The 14,164-nt window shown below is 72.8% G+C and carries 11 protein-coding genes; 6 read left to right on the top strand and 5 right to left on the bottom strand.

Going from position 1 to position 14,164, the window contains the following annotated elements; all coding sequences use genetic code 11:
• Positions 1–234 precede the first annotated feature (234 nt).
• Both ETD85_RS32110 and ETD85_RS32115 read right to left on the bottom strand, forming a co-directional pair.
• Positions 235–1,806, bottom strand: coding sequence for a phosphodiester glycosidase family protein (locus ETD85_RS32110; RefSeq protein WP_138693561.1), 1,572 nt, complete (start codon positions 1,804–1,806; stop codon positions 235–237).
• A gap of 155 nt (positions 1,807–1,961) precedes the next feature.
• Complete coding sequence (locus ETD85_RS32115) at positions 1,962–2,936, bottom strand: NADP-dependent oxidoreductase (RefSeq protein WP_206058816.1); 975 nt, start codon at positions 2,934–2,936, stop codon at positions 1,962–1,964.
• Positions 2,937–3,035: 99 nt separating this feature from the next.
• Between ETD85_RS32115 and ETD85_RS32120 the strand changes: the two genes are divergently transcribed.
• Positions 3,036–3,827 (top strand): TetR/AcrR family transcriptional regulator, encoded by a 792-nt coding sequence (locus ETD85_RS32120; RefSeq protein ID WP_138693562.1) that lies wholly within the window; start codon positions 3,036–3,038, stop codon positions 3,825–3,827.
• Positions 3,828–3,886: 59 nt separating this feature from the next.
• Here the strand turns inward: ETD85_RS32120 and ETD85_RS32125 are convergent, their stop codons facing one another.
• Genes ETD85_RS32125 through ETD85_RS32135 form a run of 3 tightly spaced genes read right to left on the bottom strand, consistent with a single transcriptional unit; the run spans position 3,887 to position 7,469 of the window.
• Positions 3,887–5,122 carry an acyl-CoA dehydrogenase family protein gene (locus tag ETD85_RS32125; RefSeq protein ID WP_138693563.1) on the bottom strand — a complete coding sequence of 412 codons (1,236 nt, stop codon included), beginning with the start codon at positions 5,120–5,122 and terminating at the stop codon, positions 3,887–3,889.
• Complete coding sequence (locus ETD85_RS32130) at positions 5,119–6,273, bottom strand: LLM class flavin-dependent oxidoreductase (protein ID WP_138693564.1); 1,155 nt, start codon at positions 6,271–6,273, stop codon at positions 5,119–5,121. The genes ETD85_RS32125 and ETD85_RS32130 overlap by 4 nt, the downstream gene beginning before the upstream one ends.
• A 14-nt stretch (positions 6,274–6,287) precedes the next feature.
• The gene (locus tag ETD85_RS32135) at positions 6,288–7,469 is read right to left on the bottom strand and encodes an SfnB family sulfur acquisition oxidoreductase (RefSeq protein WP_138693565.1); all 1,182 of its coding nucleotides are present in this window, start codon (positions 7,467–7,469) and stop codon (positions 6,288–6,290) included.
• A 98-nt stretch (positions 7,470–7,567) separates the two neighbouring features.
• Between ETD85_RS32135 and ETD85_RS32140 the strand changes: the two genes are divergently transcribed.
• From ETD85_RS32140 to ETD85_RS32160, 5 genes are read left to right on the top strand one after another with little or no spacing between them, the layout of a single operon-like run.
• Positions 7,568–9,205 carry an ABC transporter substrate-binding protein gene (locus tag ETD85_RS32140; protein WP_170246941.1) on the top strand — a complete coding sequence of 546 codons (1,638 nt, stop codon included), beginning with the start codon at positions 7,568–7,570 and terminating at the stop codon, positions 9,203–9,205.
• Positions 9,202–10,833 (top strand): ABC transporter substrate-binding protein, encoded by a 1,632-nt coding sequence (locus ETD85_RS32145; RefSeq protein ID WP_138693567.1) that lies wholly within the window; start codon positions 9,202–9,204, stop codon positions 10,831–10,833. The genes ETD85_RS32140 and ETD85_RS32145 overlap by 4 nt, the downstream gene beginning before the upstream one ends.
• Positions 10,830–11,762 (top strand): ABC transporter permease, encoded by a 933-nt coding sequence (locus ETD85_RS32150; RefSeq protein WP_138693568.1) that lies wholly within the window; start codon positions 10,830–10,832, stop codon positions 11,760–11,762. The genes ETD85_RS32145 and ETD85_RS32150 overlap by 4 nt, the downstream gene beginning before the upstream one ends.
• Positions 11,759–12,580, top strand: a complete 822-nt coding sequence (locus ETD85_RS66035) for an ABC transporter permease (protein WP_138693569.1) — start codon at positions 11,759–11,761, stop codon at positions 12,578–12,580. The genes ETD85_RS32150 and ETD85_RS66035 overlap by 4 nt, the downstream gene beginning before the upstream one ends.
• Complete coding sequence (locus tag ETD85_RS32160; protein ID WP_240779573.1) at positions 12,577–14,157, top strand: dipeptide ABC transporter ATP-binding protein; 1,581 nt, start codon at positions 12,577–12,579, stop codon at positions 14,155–14,157. Before ETD85_RS66035 ends, ETD85_RS32160 begins: the two co-directional genes overlap by 4 nt.
• Positions 14,158–14,164: the final 7 nt, after the last annotated feature.

Below are 14,164 nucleotides of genomic sequence, written 5' to 3' on the forward strand. Positions count from 1 at the left end.
GCCGGGGGCCGACGCGCCGCTGTTCCGGCACGCCGACGCCCTGGCCCGCTCGGTGCTCGCCCAGACGGCGGGAGCCCGCCTGCGCACCGCGGCCTGACCCGCCGGAGGCGAACAGGTGTCCTGACCCAGGACGGGCGGCCCGATCCGCCCCGAGCGGCCTGGTTCGCTGAAGGCGGACGGGCGGCTTGGTTCGTTACGGGCGGTTCGCTGAAGGCGGACGGGCGGCTTGGTCCGTTACGGGCGGACGAGGAAGACGTTGCCGAGCGAGCGCTGACCGGTCGCGTCGGAGGGCCGGTTCACGATGCCGGCGCCCGCGGTGACCATGACGCTGGAACCGCCGCCGTCGAGGTTCATCGCCTCCCTGGCCCCGAGCAGCTTCATGATCTCGGCCGTCTGCGCGATCCCGAGCCCCTCGCTGTAGCCGTCCTGCCGCCCGTCGACCACCACCAGCATGAGCCGCCCGCGGTCGTCCACGCCGATCATCGACCTGGGGTTGGCGCGCACGGCCCAGTTGTAGGTGAACGTCTGGTCCGTGCCCTCGCGGATCAGCCCGTCGGCCGCCGCGTTGACCGACACCCGGCCATCCCGTACCAGCGTGGGGCCGACCTGGAGGATCGTGGTGTCGCCGGTCAGCGCGACCCGCCGGCCCTTGCCGTCCTCGACCCGCTCGCTCACCCGCAGCCGCTCGCCGGCCTTCGCGTGGCCGAGCAGCCAGGCGGCGCTGTCGCCGGTGGCCTGGACGGTGGACCCGCCCGGGGGCACGCTCGCGCCACGCGAGGTGTACACCGCCGTCACCGTGCCCCGCGCGTCCAGCACGGCCTCGGCGCCCGCGCCGGTCGGCGGGGTGCCCCATTCGGGGGTGAACAGCACCAGCTCGCTGCTGTCCGTACATTTCAGGTCGTGCTGCGGCCTCTCGGTCGGCTGGTCGCCGCCCACGCCACCGCAGTTCCAGATCTCGCCCGGCACCCGGTTGACGCCGTCGATCTCGACGCTGTCCCGTCCCGCGCGCAGGGTCACGTGGGCGGTGTACGCGTCCACGTCCACCGACCGCCCGCCTCTCGTGATCTTCACGCCGCCCCGGCCCTGCGTCGCGGAGCCGATCAGTTTGCCGTCCTTGACGTAGAGGCCGCCCGGCGCGCTGTTGTAGAACCACTGCCCGTTGATCCCGGCCACCGCGCCCGCCGCGGCCGCGAGGTCGGTCAGCTTCTCCGTGCCGTTCAGCGTCGCGCCGAAGTCGGTGCCGACCGTGCCGCCGAACCTCTTGAAGTCCACGCGGAGCACGTGCACCTTCTGCGGCGCGCCCGCGTCGGTGCCGTCCTGCGCGGTGTAGCGGGTGCCGCCCGCGAAACCGGCCGCCTTGATCGCGGCGAGCGCGGCCGTGGCCTCGGCGCCGGTGGCGTACTGCCCGACCCGGACGATCCAGCCGAGCGTACCGGCGGGATGATCGGCGAAGGCGGGGGAGAGGGCCTCCTCGACCCGCGGCTCGAACCCCTTGCCCCGCATCGCCTCGGCCACCCGGTCGGCGATCTCCCTGGCCCCCAGCGCGGTGGCCGCCGTGTTGAGCGGCCCGTCGGCCGTGGCCGGCAGGTACACCTGGACGGTCCAGAAGTCCCCGGCGTCCTTGGCCCCGAGCGACATCGAGGTCATCGTCACGCCGGGCGCGACGGTCGTGGTCACCGGTGGCGCGCTCAGCGGCAGCCGCCCGCCGAAGAAGGAGTCCTGCGGGGTGGCCGCCGCCGCGGCGGGCGCGTGCGCGGCCAGCACGATCGCGGCCGCCACGATGGCGGGAAGGGTCTTGCGGTGCATGTACGTCCTCGGTCCTGATCGAAATGGGTGCCAGGGCAGTCAAGAACTCGCGGATGGCGCCGAACCCAACGGCAGGCGCTGCCCGCGAAGCACCCAGATGAACAGCCGCCTGGCTTCGCGAGGCGCGAAGCCAGGCTCGGCGGAGCCCCTGCGGGTCAGTCCGCCACGCGGAGCACGATCTTGCCCTGGATGTGCCCGCGCTCGGCGCGCTCGTGGGCCGCGGCGGCCTCGCTGAGCGGGAAGACGCTGTCGATCCCGGGGCGGAGCCGGCCTTCGCCGAGCAGGCGGGCCAGCTCGGTCATCTGCGGCCCGTCCGAGTGGACCTGGCCCGACCTGTGCACGATCCCGCGACGGGCCGCCTCCTCCAGCCGGTAGTCGCCGTAGAAGACCGGGCTGAGCGTGCCGCCGTCCCTGATCACCGGCAGGAACCGGTGCCCGCGCGGGCCGCCGACGGTGTCGATCAGGCAGTCGACGTCCCGCACCGCGTCCTCGACCGCGACGGCGGTGTAGTCGATGAACTCGTCCACCCCCAGACCCTTCAGGAACGCCTCGTGGCGGCCGGAGGCCACGCCGATGACGTACGCGCCCGTGTTCTTGGCGAGCTGCACGGCGAAGTGGCCGACGCCGCCCGCCGCGCCGTTGATCAGCACCCTGCTGCCCGGCTGGAGCCCGATGTGGTCGACGAGGAACTGGTAGGCGGTGAGGCCCGCCATGGGGACGGCCGCCGCCTGCACGTGATCGACGGCGGCGGGCTTGCGGGCGAGCTGGCCGGCCGGCGCGGTGGTGTACTCGGCGTACGCCTTGCCGCCGTTGCCCAGGGTCCCCGGGAAGCGGATGAGCCCGAACACCTCGTCTCCCTCCTGCCACTCGGTGACGCCCTCGCCGAGTGCGGCCACGACGCCCGACGCGTCGGAGCCCGGGGTGAACGGCAGGGCGGTGGTGGGGCGCAGGTCGTCCGGGATGTTGGCGAAGCCGCCGCGGGCGTACCAGTCGGGCGGGTTGAGGCAGGCGGCGTGCACGCGGACCAGGACCTCGCCGGGGCCGGGCTCGGGGCGGGCGACGCGCTCGTAGGTGAGCACCTCGGGCCTGCCGACGGCGTGTACGCGTACGGCGTTCATGGTTTCGGACATGGGGGACTCCCTGTGGGTCCGGCCCCGCTATGATACGGAGCATTGCTCCGAATAATAAGCGGGGCAGTGCTCCGCTTGTCAATCGGAAAGCAGGTAACGATGGCGGACGAGCTGCCGGACGAGCTGCCGGACGGCACCACGGCGCCGAAGGGCCGCGCCACAAGGGTGGGGGACGGCGCAGGGCGGGCCGAGGACGAGGAGGCGGGTGCGACGCGAGCCGAGGCCGCGGCTGCAGGCGCGGTGCGGTCCCAGGGTGAGGGTGCGGGGCGGGCGCCGCGGGCGGATGCGCGGCGTAACCGGGAGCGCATCCTGGCGGTCGCGCGGACCGTGGTCGCCGAGCACGGGACCGAGGCGTCCCTGCGCGACATCGCGCGCCGGGCCGAGGTCGGGCTCGGGACCCTCTACCGGCACTTCCCGACGCGGGAAGCCCTGCTGGAGGCGCTGCTGGGGCAGGGCTTCGACCGGCTCGCCGCGCGCGCGGAGGCGCTGGCCGAGGGCGGCGAGCCGGACGAGGCGCTGCGGGAGTGGCTACGTGACTTCGCCGGTGGCGCGGGCGCCTACCGGGGCCTGGCCGGGTCGATGATGGCCACCCTCAGCGACGAGGGATCCCCTCTGTCCATGTCGTGCCACGCGATGCGCGCGGCGGCCGGCCGCCTGCTGGAGCGGGCGCAGGCGAGCGGGCACATCCGCGACGACATCGACGGGACGGACCTGTTCGCCCTGGTCAACGCGCTGAGCTGGATCACCGACCAGGCGCCGTCGCTGGCCTCCCGGCGCGAGCACCTCTTCGCGCTGGTGATGGACGGCCTCACACCCCGCCGGAACGCGCAGAGCGACCAGGAGGGCCAGGACGGCCAAGGCCAGGACGGCCAGGACGGCCAGGACGGCTGAAACACCTGAAACGCCTAGAACGCCTGGAACACCTAGAACCTTTGGAACGCCAGAAGCGGCTAGAACAGGCCGTTGAGCGGTGGCTCGGCGCCGTTGAGGTGGTGGGCGCCCACGACGGCCGCCTTCCAGGCCCGCGGGTTGTGGTTGGCGACGGTCCTGGCGTTGCGCCAGTGCCGGTCCAGGTTGTGCCGGGCGGCCACGGCCGACCCTCCGCCCACGTCGAAGAGCAGCTCGCCCGCCTTGAGCGCCGACTCGGCCGCGAAGAACTGCGCCTGCGCCGCCTCCACCGACGCCGTCGTGAGCAGGCCGGGCTCCAGGTCCCCGGCCCACGCCCGGTCGATGGCGGCCGCGGCACGCAGGACCGCCGCCTCGGCCGCGTACGCCCGCGCCGCGATCTCGCCCACGGCGTGCTGCACGTACGGGTCGTCCACCGACCGCCCCGCGCTGCTGTGCTCGATCGGACGGGCGCGGTCGCGGGCGAAGGCGACCGCGTCCCTCAGCGCGTCACGGGCGATCCCCGCCTCGACGGCGGCCAGGTAGAGCTGCAGGAACGGGGTGACGGGGGAGCGCCCCGAGCCGGCCGGGCGTTTGGCGATCTCCGAGGGGAGCACGGTGACGCCCGTCAGCCTGGTGGTGCCGCTGGCGGTCAGCCGCTGGCCGATGCCGTCGAAGTCGTCGACCAGCTCCAGGCCCGGCCGGTCGCGCGGCAGGGTGAAGAACACCTTCTCGCCGTCGTCGTTCACCGCCGCCAGCCCGATCCAGTCGGCGTACAGCGCGCCGGTGCTGTAGTACTTGCTGCCGTCCACCACCCCTTCCGGGCTGATCCGGGTGCGTACGGCGCCGCTGGGCCCGCCGAGCTCCCAGCCCGCGTTGCCGAAGACGTCCCCGGCCAGGAGGCGCGGATACCAGCGCTTGCGCTCCTCGTCGGAGGCGGTCAGCAGGTGCTCGACGCGGCCGAAGCTGGGACGTAGCGCCTGCGCGATGTTGGAGTCGGCGGCGGCGAGATCGATGAGGAACTCGAAGACCTCCGCCACCGTGGCGCCCGCCCCGCCGTACTGGGTGGGAATCCGGAACGTGAGCAGCCCGGCGGCGGCCAGCGCGCGGATCTGCGCGTGCGGCAGCTCCCGCGCGCGCTCCCGCTCGGCCGCGCCCTCGGCCAGAGCGGGAAGCAGGTCCGCGGCCCGCCGCCGCAGCTCGGCGACGGAGAGCGCGGCCCGCGAGCCCGGATCGGAGCCAGCACCGGCACCCGAGCGAGCGCCGGTGCCGGTGCCGGTGCCGGTGCCAGTGCTGGTCATCGGGTTCCCGTCGAGGCGAACGGGATCTCGGCCGGTCCGGCGTCGGCGGGCTCGTCCGGGTGCTGCCACAGCCCGCGCTCGCGCAGGATCGGCAGCACCCCCTCCCCGAACCAGTACGCCTCCTCGACGTGCGGATGCCCCGACAGGACGAACTCGGTGATCCCCAGCCGGTGGTACTCCTCGATGCGATCGGCCACCTCGGCATGGCTGCCGACCAGCGCCGTCCCCGCCCCGCCGCGCACCAGCCCGACGCCGGCCCACAGGTTGGGGTAGATCTCCAGGTCGTCGCGCCGCCCGCCGTGCAGGGCGAGCATCCGCCGCTGCCCCTCCGACTCGCTGCGCGCCAGGCCCGCCTGCACCTTCGCCACCGTGTCCGGGTCGATGCCGTCCAGCAGCCTGCGGGCCTGCGCCCACGCCTGCTCGGCGGTGTCCCTGGAGATGACGTGCAGCCGGATGCCCTGCCGGAGCGTGCGCCCCTCGGCGGCGGCGAGCCCGTTCACCCAGGCGATCTTCTCGGCGACCGCGGCGGGCGGCTCGCCCCAGGTGAGGTACGCGTCCACGTGCCGCGCCGCCACCTGCCCGGCGGCCGGTGAGGAGCCGCCGAAGTAGACCTCCGGCACCGGATCGGGCAGCCGGTTGAGCCGCGCGCCCTCGACCCGCAGGTGCTCACCGGCGAAGTCGACCGTCTCCCCGCGCCACAGCGAGCGCACGATGTGCAGGAACTCGTCGGTGCGCGCGTAGCGGGCCTCCTTGTCCAGGAAGTCGCCGTACGCGCGCTGCTCGTGGCTCTCGCCCCCGGTCACCACGTTGAGCAGCAGCCGGCCCCGCGAATGCCGCTGGAACGTCGCCGCCATCTGCGCCGCCAGCGTCGGCGAGACCAGCCCGGGCCGGAAGGCCACCAGGAACTTCAGCCGCTCGGTCGTGTCCGCCAGCATCGCGGTCGTCAGCCAGGCGTCCTCGCACCACGCGCCGGTGGGCGTCAGCGCGCCGACGAAGCCGAGCTGCTCGGCCGCGTGCACGATCTGCCGCAGATAGGGCAGCGTGGCCGGGCGGGCGCCGCCCGCCGAGCCCGCGGGCAGGCCGTGGCCGCCGCCCACCACGTCCCGGCTGTCGCCGTAGGTGGGCAGGAACCAGTGGAACGTCAAGGTCATCGTGCAGTCTCTCCCTAGAGCAGGCCGTGTCGCGGCGGCAACTGGCCGTTGAGTACATACCGGCCGATGTGCTGGATCTTCCATCGGGCCGGATCGTGCAAGGTATGGGTGCGGGCGTTGCGCCAGTGCCGGTTGAGGTTGAGCCCCTCCAGGCTGGACCGGGTGCCGCCCAGCTCGAAGATGGCACCGCCCAGCTCGACCGCCACCGGGTCGGCGAACGCCTTGGCGGTGGCCACCGCGATTGAGGCGGCGGCGGCCGAGTCCTCCGTCAGGTCGGCGCGGGCGGCGTCCACGGCCGCGCCCGCCGCGTCGAGCAGCGCCTCGGCGGCGCGCACCTTGACGGCCAGCTCGCCGGCCCGCTGGATGACCAGCGGGTCGTCGGCGGCCCGCTCCTGGCCGCTCTCGAACCAGGGCCTGGCCTTCGTCCTGACGAATTCCAGGGCCTCGGCGAGCGCGCCGGACGCGATGCCCACGTCGATCGCCGCGTGCAGGAGCTGCGCGAACGCGCCGTGGAGCTGCGGGCCCTGGAACGTCAGGTGGTGCGGCACCACCCGCCACTCCGGGACGGCCACGTCCTCCAGCAGCACCGTCCCGCTGGCCGTGGTGCGCTGCCCCATGCCCGCCCAGTCGTCCACGACGGTCAGGCCGGGGGCGTCGCGCGGCACGTACGCCACGTGCAGCGTCTGGTCCTCGCGCCTGGCCAGCACCGGGATCCAGTCGGCGAACAGCGCGCCCGTGCTGTAGTGCTTGGTGCCGTTCAGCAGGAAGCCGCCGCCCGGGGCCGGGGCCAGGGACGTCCGGTAGTCCTGCACGTGCTTCGTGCCCGCCTCCGACTGCGCGTTGCCGAAGCGCCGGCCGTCGAGGACCTCGCCGAAGAAGAACTTGCGCTGCTCGGGCGTGCCGCGCTGGCGCAGCACGTTCACGTACACGAAGTGGCTCTGGGGGATCTGCGCGACATTCGGGTCGGCCGCGGCCAGGAGCCTGAACACCTCCGCGACCGTGCGGGCGCTGACGTCGGCGCCACCGTGCGAGTCCGGCACGGTGATCGCGAGGAGCCCGCTGGCCGACAGCCGGTCGAGCTCGGGTCCGGGCAGGCGTCGCTCGGCGTCGCGGGCCGCGGCGTCCACCGCGAGCTCCGCGGCCAGCTCGCGGGCCACGGCCAGGGCCTCGGCGTCGTCCGCGATCACGTGGGTCATGTTGTTTCGTCCGTTCTGCGTGTTACGTTATGGTTCACCGTAATCCCTGCAATGCAGGTAGGCAATACCTGTTTCTTGACGTGTGCGTAAGGACCCCCATGCTCACCAGGTTGAAACCGCTGCTCGCCACGGCTCTGCTCGCGTCGCTGCTGGCCGCCTGCGGCGCGGGCCCGGAGGAGGCCGCCGCCCCGGCGGCCGGCACGACTCCCAGGGACGGCGGCAGGCTCGTGCTCGGCGAGAACGGCGACGAGCCGGCCTGCCTCGACCCGCATCAGCTTTCCACCACCAACACCACGGTCGTCGGCCGTCCGGTCTTCGACTCGCTGCTGTGGCAGGACGCGGACGGCGCGCTCAAGCCCTGGCTGGCCACCGCCTGGAAGATCTCCGACGACGGGCTGACCTACACGTTCACGTTGCGCGACGGCGTGAAATTCCATGACGGATCGGTCTGGAACGCCGAGGCGCTCAAGGCCAACCTCGAGCACATGCGCGACCCGGCGACCAAGTCGCCGCTGGCCGCCGCCTACATCGCGCCGTACGAGGACAGCGAGGTCGTCGACGAGCGCACGCTGAAGGTCCGGCTCTCCTCGCCCTACTCGGCCTTTCTCAACGTCCTTGCGCAGTCCTACCTGGCGATGATCTCGCCGAAGCAGATCAAGGAGGATCCGGGCGGGACCTGCGAGCATCCCGTCGGCTCGGGGCCGTTCGTGTTCGAGAAGTGGACGAAGGGCCAGAGCATCACGTACCGGAAAAATCCGGATTACGCCTGGGGGTCCGACGGGCACACCGGGCCCGCGCACCTGGACGGGCTGGAGATCCGGTTCCTGGCCGAGGACGCCACCCGCTACAACGCCCTGCTGGCCGGCGAGGTGGACGTCATCGACAACACCCCTCCGGCCAGCGTCGAGGACGTCAAGGCCAACCCCGACCTGTCCTTCACCAGCATCGACCGGCCCGGCCACCCGTTCTCCGTCTGGCTGAACACCGGCCGCGAGCCCTTCGGCGACCCCCGCGTCCGCCAGGCGCTCACCCTCGCCGTCGACCGCCAGGCCATCGTGAACAGCGTCTCGTTCGGCCAGTGGAAGCTCGCGACCGGCTTCGTCACTCCCTCGACCCCCGACCACGCCAAGGGCCTTGACGGCCGGATCACCCATGACCCGGCCAAGGCGGCCCGGCTCCTCGACGAGGCCGGCTGGACGGCCAAGGACAAGGACGGCGTCCGCACCAAGGACGGCAAGCGGCTGACCGCGATCGCCCTGGACACGGGCGTGAACCCGCAGAACACGCAGATCCTCGTCCAGACGCAGGCGGCGGCCGCCAAGGCCGGCATCGAGATCAAGATTGAGAACGTCACCGCGCAGGTCTCCTCGGACCGCACCGCGAAGGGCGACTTCGACCTGTCCGTCGGCATCTGGACCACCAACACCGCCGACGTGCTGTGGATCCAGTACTCCTCCAAGAACATCACCACCGGCAAGCGCCGCGGCCAGAACACCACCCGGCTCTCCGACCCCCAGCTCGACAAGCTCCTCGAACAGGCCCGCGCGGCCACGGACGACACCGAGCGCGCCGGGCTCTACGACCAGGCGCAGTCCCGGCTGATCGACCTCACACCTGCCATCCCCCTCTACAACCGGCCAAGCCTGGTCTCCGCACAGAAGAAGGTCCACGGGCTGGCCTGGGACCACGCGTACGGCGCCGTCACGTTCCTCGACACCTGGGTGAGCTCCCCATGACCAAGCAGACCCTCGCCGCCCTCCTCCTCATCCCCCTCACCACCGGCCTGCTGGCCGGCTGCGGCGCCGGCGGCGCGGCCGGCGCCCAGAGCGACGGCACGCCGAAGCGCGGCGGCACCCTCGTCCTGGGCGAGAACGGGCAGGAGCCTCCCTGCCTGGACCCGCACGGCAACGCCAGCTCGGACGGCCCCGTGTCGACCGTCCCGGTGTCCGACTCGCTGGTCTGGTTCGACGCCGACGGCACCATCAAGCCCTGGCTGGCCGACAGCTGGGAGGTGTCCGGCGACGGCCTGACCTACACCTTCAAGCTCCACCAGGGCGTGAAATTTCATGATGGAGCGGTCTGGAACGCCGAGGCGCTCAAGACCAACTTCGAGCACATGAAGGACCCGGCGACCAAGTCCCCGCTGGCCGCCTCCTACATCGCCCCCTACAAGGACAGCGAGGTCGTCGACGACTACACGCTGAAGGTGTCGCTGTCGTCGCCGTACACGCCGTTCCTGGACATCCTCGCCCAAGGCTACCTCGGCATGATCTCCCCGAAACAGATCAAGGAGGCCCCGCAGACCATCTGCGAGCACCCGATCGGCTCGGGCCCGTTCGTGTTCGAGCGCTGGACCAGGGGCCAGAGCATCACCTACCGCCGCAACCCGGACTACAACTGGGGCCCGAAGAGCGCCAAGCACACCGGCCCCGCCTACCTGGACGGCCTGGAGATCCGCTTCCTCACCGAGGACGCCACCCGCTACAACGCGCTCGCCTCAGGCGAGGTGCACGCCATCGACTTCACCCCGCCGCAGAACGTCGAGGACGTCAAGGCCAACCCGGACCTGGGCTTCCTCAGCGTGGTCAGGCCGGGCCACCCGATGGCGTTCTGGCTGAACACCGCGCGCCCGCCCTTCGACGACGTCAAGGTCCGCCAGGCGCTGCTCGCCGCCGTCGACCGCGAGTCCATCGTCAAGGGCATCTCCTTCGGCCAGTACGAGGTCGCGCAGGGCTTCGTCACCTCCTCCACCCCCGGCTACGCCGCCGGGCTGGCCGGCCGCATCGCCTACGACCCGGCCAAGGCGGCGAAGCTGCTCGACGAGGCCGGCTGGACGGCCAAGGACAAGGACGGCATCCGCACCAAGGACGGCAAGCGGCTGACCGCCTACTTCCCGATCGCCGCGAACTTCCCCGCCCAGCGCATGCAGATCGCCGTCCAGACGCAGGCCGCGGCCCGCAAGATCGGCATCGACATCCAGCTCCAGACGCCGCCCGAGCAGGAGCTCACCGACCGCTCGCTCAAGGGCGACTACGACATGACCTCCGGCCTGTGGGCCACCAACACCGCCGACGTGCTGTGGATCCAGTACTCCTCCAAGAACATCACCACCGACGAGCGCCGCGGCCAGAACGTCGCCCGCCTGAGCGACGCCACCGTGGACGACCTGCTGGAGCAGGCCAGGCGGACGGAGAACCCGGCGGAGCAGTACAACCAGGCGCAGGCCAGGCTGCTGGAGCTCGCCCCCGCGATCCCGTTCTACAACGACCCCCGGCCGGTGTCGTACCAGAAGAAGGTGCGCGACCTGGCCTTCACCCCCGCCTACCCGTCGCCGTGGTTCTACGACACCTGGCTGGACCAATGATCAGGTTCGTCGGCTGGCGGCTGCTCGGCGGGCTCGGCGTGCTGTGGGGCGCGGCCACCCTCACCTTCCTGGTGCTGCACTTCACCCCTGGGGACCCGGCCGAGGCCATCGTCGGCGGCGAGAACGCGGCGCCCACCCCCGAGGTGCTCGCCCAGGTCACCGCCGAGTACGGCCTCGACCGGCCCTGGTACGAGCAGTACGCCGCTCACCTGTGGCGGATCGTGCGCGGTGACTTCGGCACCTCCTACCGGCTGCACACCCCGGTCACCCAGGCCATCGGCGAGCAGGCGGCGGCCACCGTGGAGCTGGCGCTGGCCGCCGCCGTCGCCGGGCTCGTGCTGGCCGTCGCCGTCGCGCTGGCCACGGCCAAGCGGCGGCGCTGGATCCGCGGCCTGGCCTCGGGCTCGGAGCTGGTGGTGGCCTCGACGCCGACGTTCTGGCTGGGGATCGTGCTGCTGACCGTGTTCTCCTTCGGGCTGCGCCTGTTCCCGGCGACCGGCAGCCACGGCTTCGCCTCGCTGGTGCTGCCCGCGCTGTCGCTGGCGCTGCCGGTCGCGGGCGTGCTCGGCCACGTGCTGCGCGAGTCGCTGGAGGAGGTGCTGGACGAGCCGTTCATCGTCAGCGCCCGCAGCCGGGGCCTGGCCGACGCCACCGTACGGGTGCGGCACGCGCTCAGGCACGCCCTGCTGCCGCTGGTGACCATGAGCGGCTACTGGGTGGGCGCGCTGCTCGGCGGCGCGGTCATCACCGAGACGCTGTTCACCCGGCAGGGCATCGGCCGGCTGCTGATCTCCGCGGTCAACGCCAAGGACCTGCCGGTCGTGCTCGGCGTCGTGCTCCTGTCCGCCCTGGTCTACGTGCTGGTGAATCTCCTGGTCGACCTGCTCTACGCGGTGGTCGACCCCCGCCTGAAGGGGGCCGCCTCATGAGAGGACTCCTGAGAGGCCGGCGACCGGGCCTCTGGCTCGCCGTGGCCGTGCTGGCCGTGCTCGTGCTGGCCGCGGTCGTACCCGGCCTGTTCTCCGGCCAGGATCCCCTCGCCGTGGACAGCGCCCAGACGCTGCGGCCGCCGAGCGCGGCGCATCTGCTCGGCACCGACGAGAACGGCAGGGACGTGCTGGCCCGCATCGTGCACGGCACGCGCACCTCGCTGCTGCTCGGCTTCGGCGCGATCGCCATCGCCCTGGCGTTCGGCGGGCTGCTCGGACTCGCCGCCGGGCTGGGCAACAAGATCATCGAGAACGTCATCATGCGGCTGTCCGACATCGGGCTGGCCTTCCCAGAGCTGCTGCTCGCCCTGGTCGTCATCACGGTGGCCGGCGGCGGCACCGCCAACGCCGTGCTCGCCATCGGCGTCGCGAACATCCCCTCCTACGCCCGCCTCGTGCGCGCCCAGACGCTGGCCGTGCGCTCGTCCAGCTACGTCGAGGCGGCGCACGCGCTCGGCCTGCCGGGACCGCGCGTGGTGCTGCGCCACGTCCTGCCGAACGCCGTCAAACCCGTGCTCATCCTGGCCACCATCGGCGTCGGCACCGCTCTGGTGGCCGGATCCGCGCTGAGCTTCCTAGGGCTGGGCACGCCGCCGCCGGAGCCCGAATGGGGCTCGATGCTGTCCACCGCCCGCAACTTCATCTCGCGCGCCTGGTGGTACGGCGTGTTCCCGGGCGCGGCGATCACGCTCACGGTGATCAGCGTGACCGTGGTCGGCCGGGCGCTCAGATTGCGATCAGAGGGGAGGACCTGGTGAGCCTGGTCAAGGCCGAGAACCTGCGGGTCGCGTTCGGCTCGTCGGAGGTCGTGCGCGGGATCTCGTTCGAGGTGGCCCGCGGCGAATGCCTGGCGCTGGTCGGCGAGTCCGGCTCCGGCAAGAGCGTCACCGCCCGCACCCTCGTCGGGCTCACCGGCGACGGCGCCAAGGTGGGCGCGGACGCGCTGACCTTCGACGGCCAGGACCTGACCCGGCTGCGCGAGCGCGGCTGGCGGCAGGTGCGCGGCGGCCGGATCGGATTCGTGCTCCAGGACGCCCTGGTGTCGCTCGACCCGCTGCGCCCGGTCGGCAAGGAGATCGCCGAGGTCCTCGCCACGCACACCGGACTGAAGGGCGAGGAGCGCCGCGCCCGCGTGCACGAGCTGCTGACCTCCGTGGGCGTGCCGGAGCCCGAGCTGCGCGCCGGTCAGCTCCCGCACGAGCTGTCCGGCGGGCTCAGGCAGCGGGCCCTGATCGCCGCCGCCATCGCGGCCGAGCCCGAGCTGGTCATCGCCGACGAGCCCACGACGGCGCTGGACGTCACGATCCAGGCGCAGGTGCTCGACCTGCTGGCCGCGCTCAAGAGCCAGGACAGGTCGCTGCTGGTCATCAGCCACGACCTGGCCGTGGTGGCCCGGCTGGCCGACCGGGTGGCGGTGATGAAGGACGGCGTCATCGTCGAGCAGGGCCCCACCGCGCGGGTGCTGGGCGAGCCGCGCCACGAATACACCCAGCGGCTCCTGCGCGCGATCCCGGCCGAGCACACCAAGGGCACCCGGCTGTCCGCCGCCGCCCCCGCGCCGCCGCGCCGCCCGCCGGGCGACGTGGTGGTGCGCGCCGAGGGGATCGGCAAGTCGTTCGGCGGGCGCCCCGCCGTCCGCGACGTGTCGTTCACGCTGCGCGCCGCCGAGACGGTCGGGCTCGTCGGTGAGTCAGGCTCGGGCAAGACCACGACGGCCAGGATCGCGCTCGGCCTGACCGAGCCCGACACCGGCACGGTCGAGGTGCACGGGCAGGCGTGGGCCGGGCTCGACCGGGCCGCCCGCCGCCGTCTGCGCAGCGACATCCAGACCGTCTACCAGGACACCCTCGCCGCCTTCGACCCCCGCTACACGGTCGCCAAGGTGCTGGCCGAGGCGCTGGCCGTGGCCGGAGTGCCGCGCGAGCGCCGCCGCGAGCGCTCCGTGGAGCTGCTGGAGCTCGTCGGGCTCGGCGCGCAGCACCTCGCCCGCCGCCCGCTGCAGCTGTCCGGCGGCCAGCGGCAGCGCGTGGCCATCGCGCGGGCGCTGGCCCCCGAGCCGGGAGTCATCGTCTGCGACGAGCCGGTGTCCGCGCTCGACGTGTCCGTCCAGGCGCAGGTGCTCGACCTGCTGGAGGACGTACAGCGGGAGACGGGTGTGGCGTACCTGTTCATCTCGCACGACCTGGGCGTGGTCCACCACGCCTGCGACCGGGTCCTGGTGATGAAGGACGGCCGGGTGGTGGAGGAGGGCCCCGTCGAGGAGGTCTTCCGCACGCCCGCGCATCCGTACACGCAGGAGCTGGTCGCGGCCATTCCGAGACTGACGGCGGTGTGACGTGGCA

The organism is Nonomuraea zeae (assembly GCF_005889725.1).
GTDB classification, from domain to species: domain Bacteria; phylum Actinomycetota; class Actinomycetes; order Streptosporangiales; family Streptosporangiaceae; genus Nonomuraea; species Nonomuraea zeae.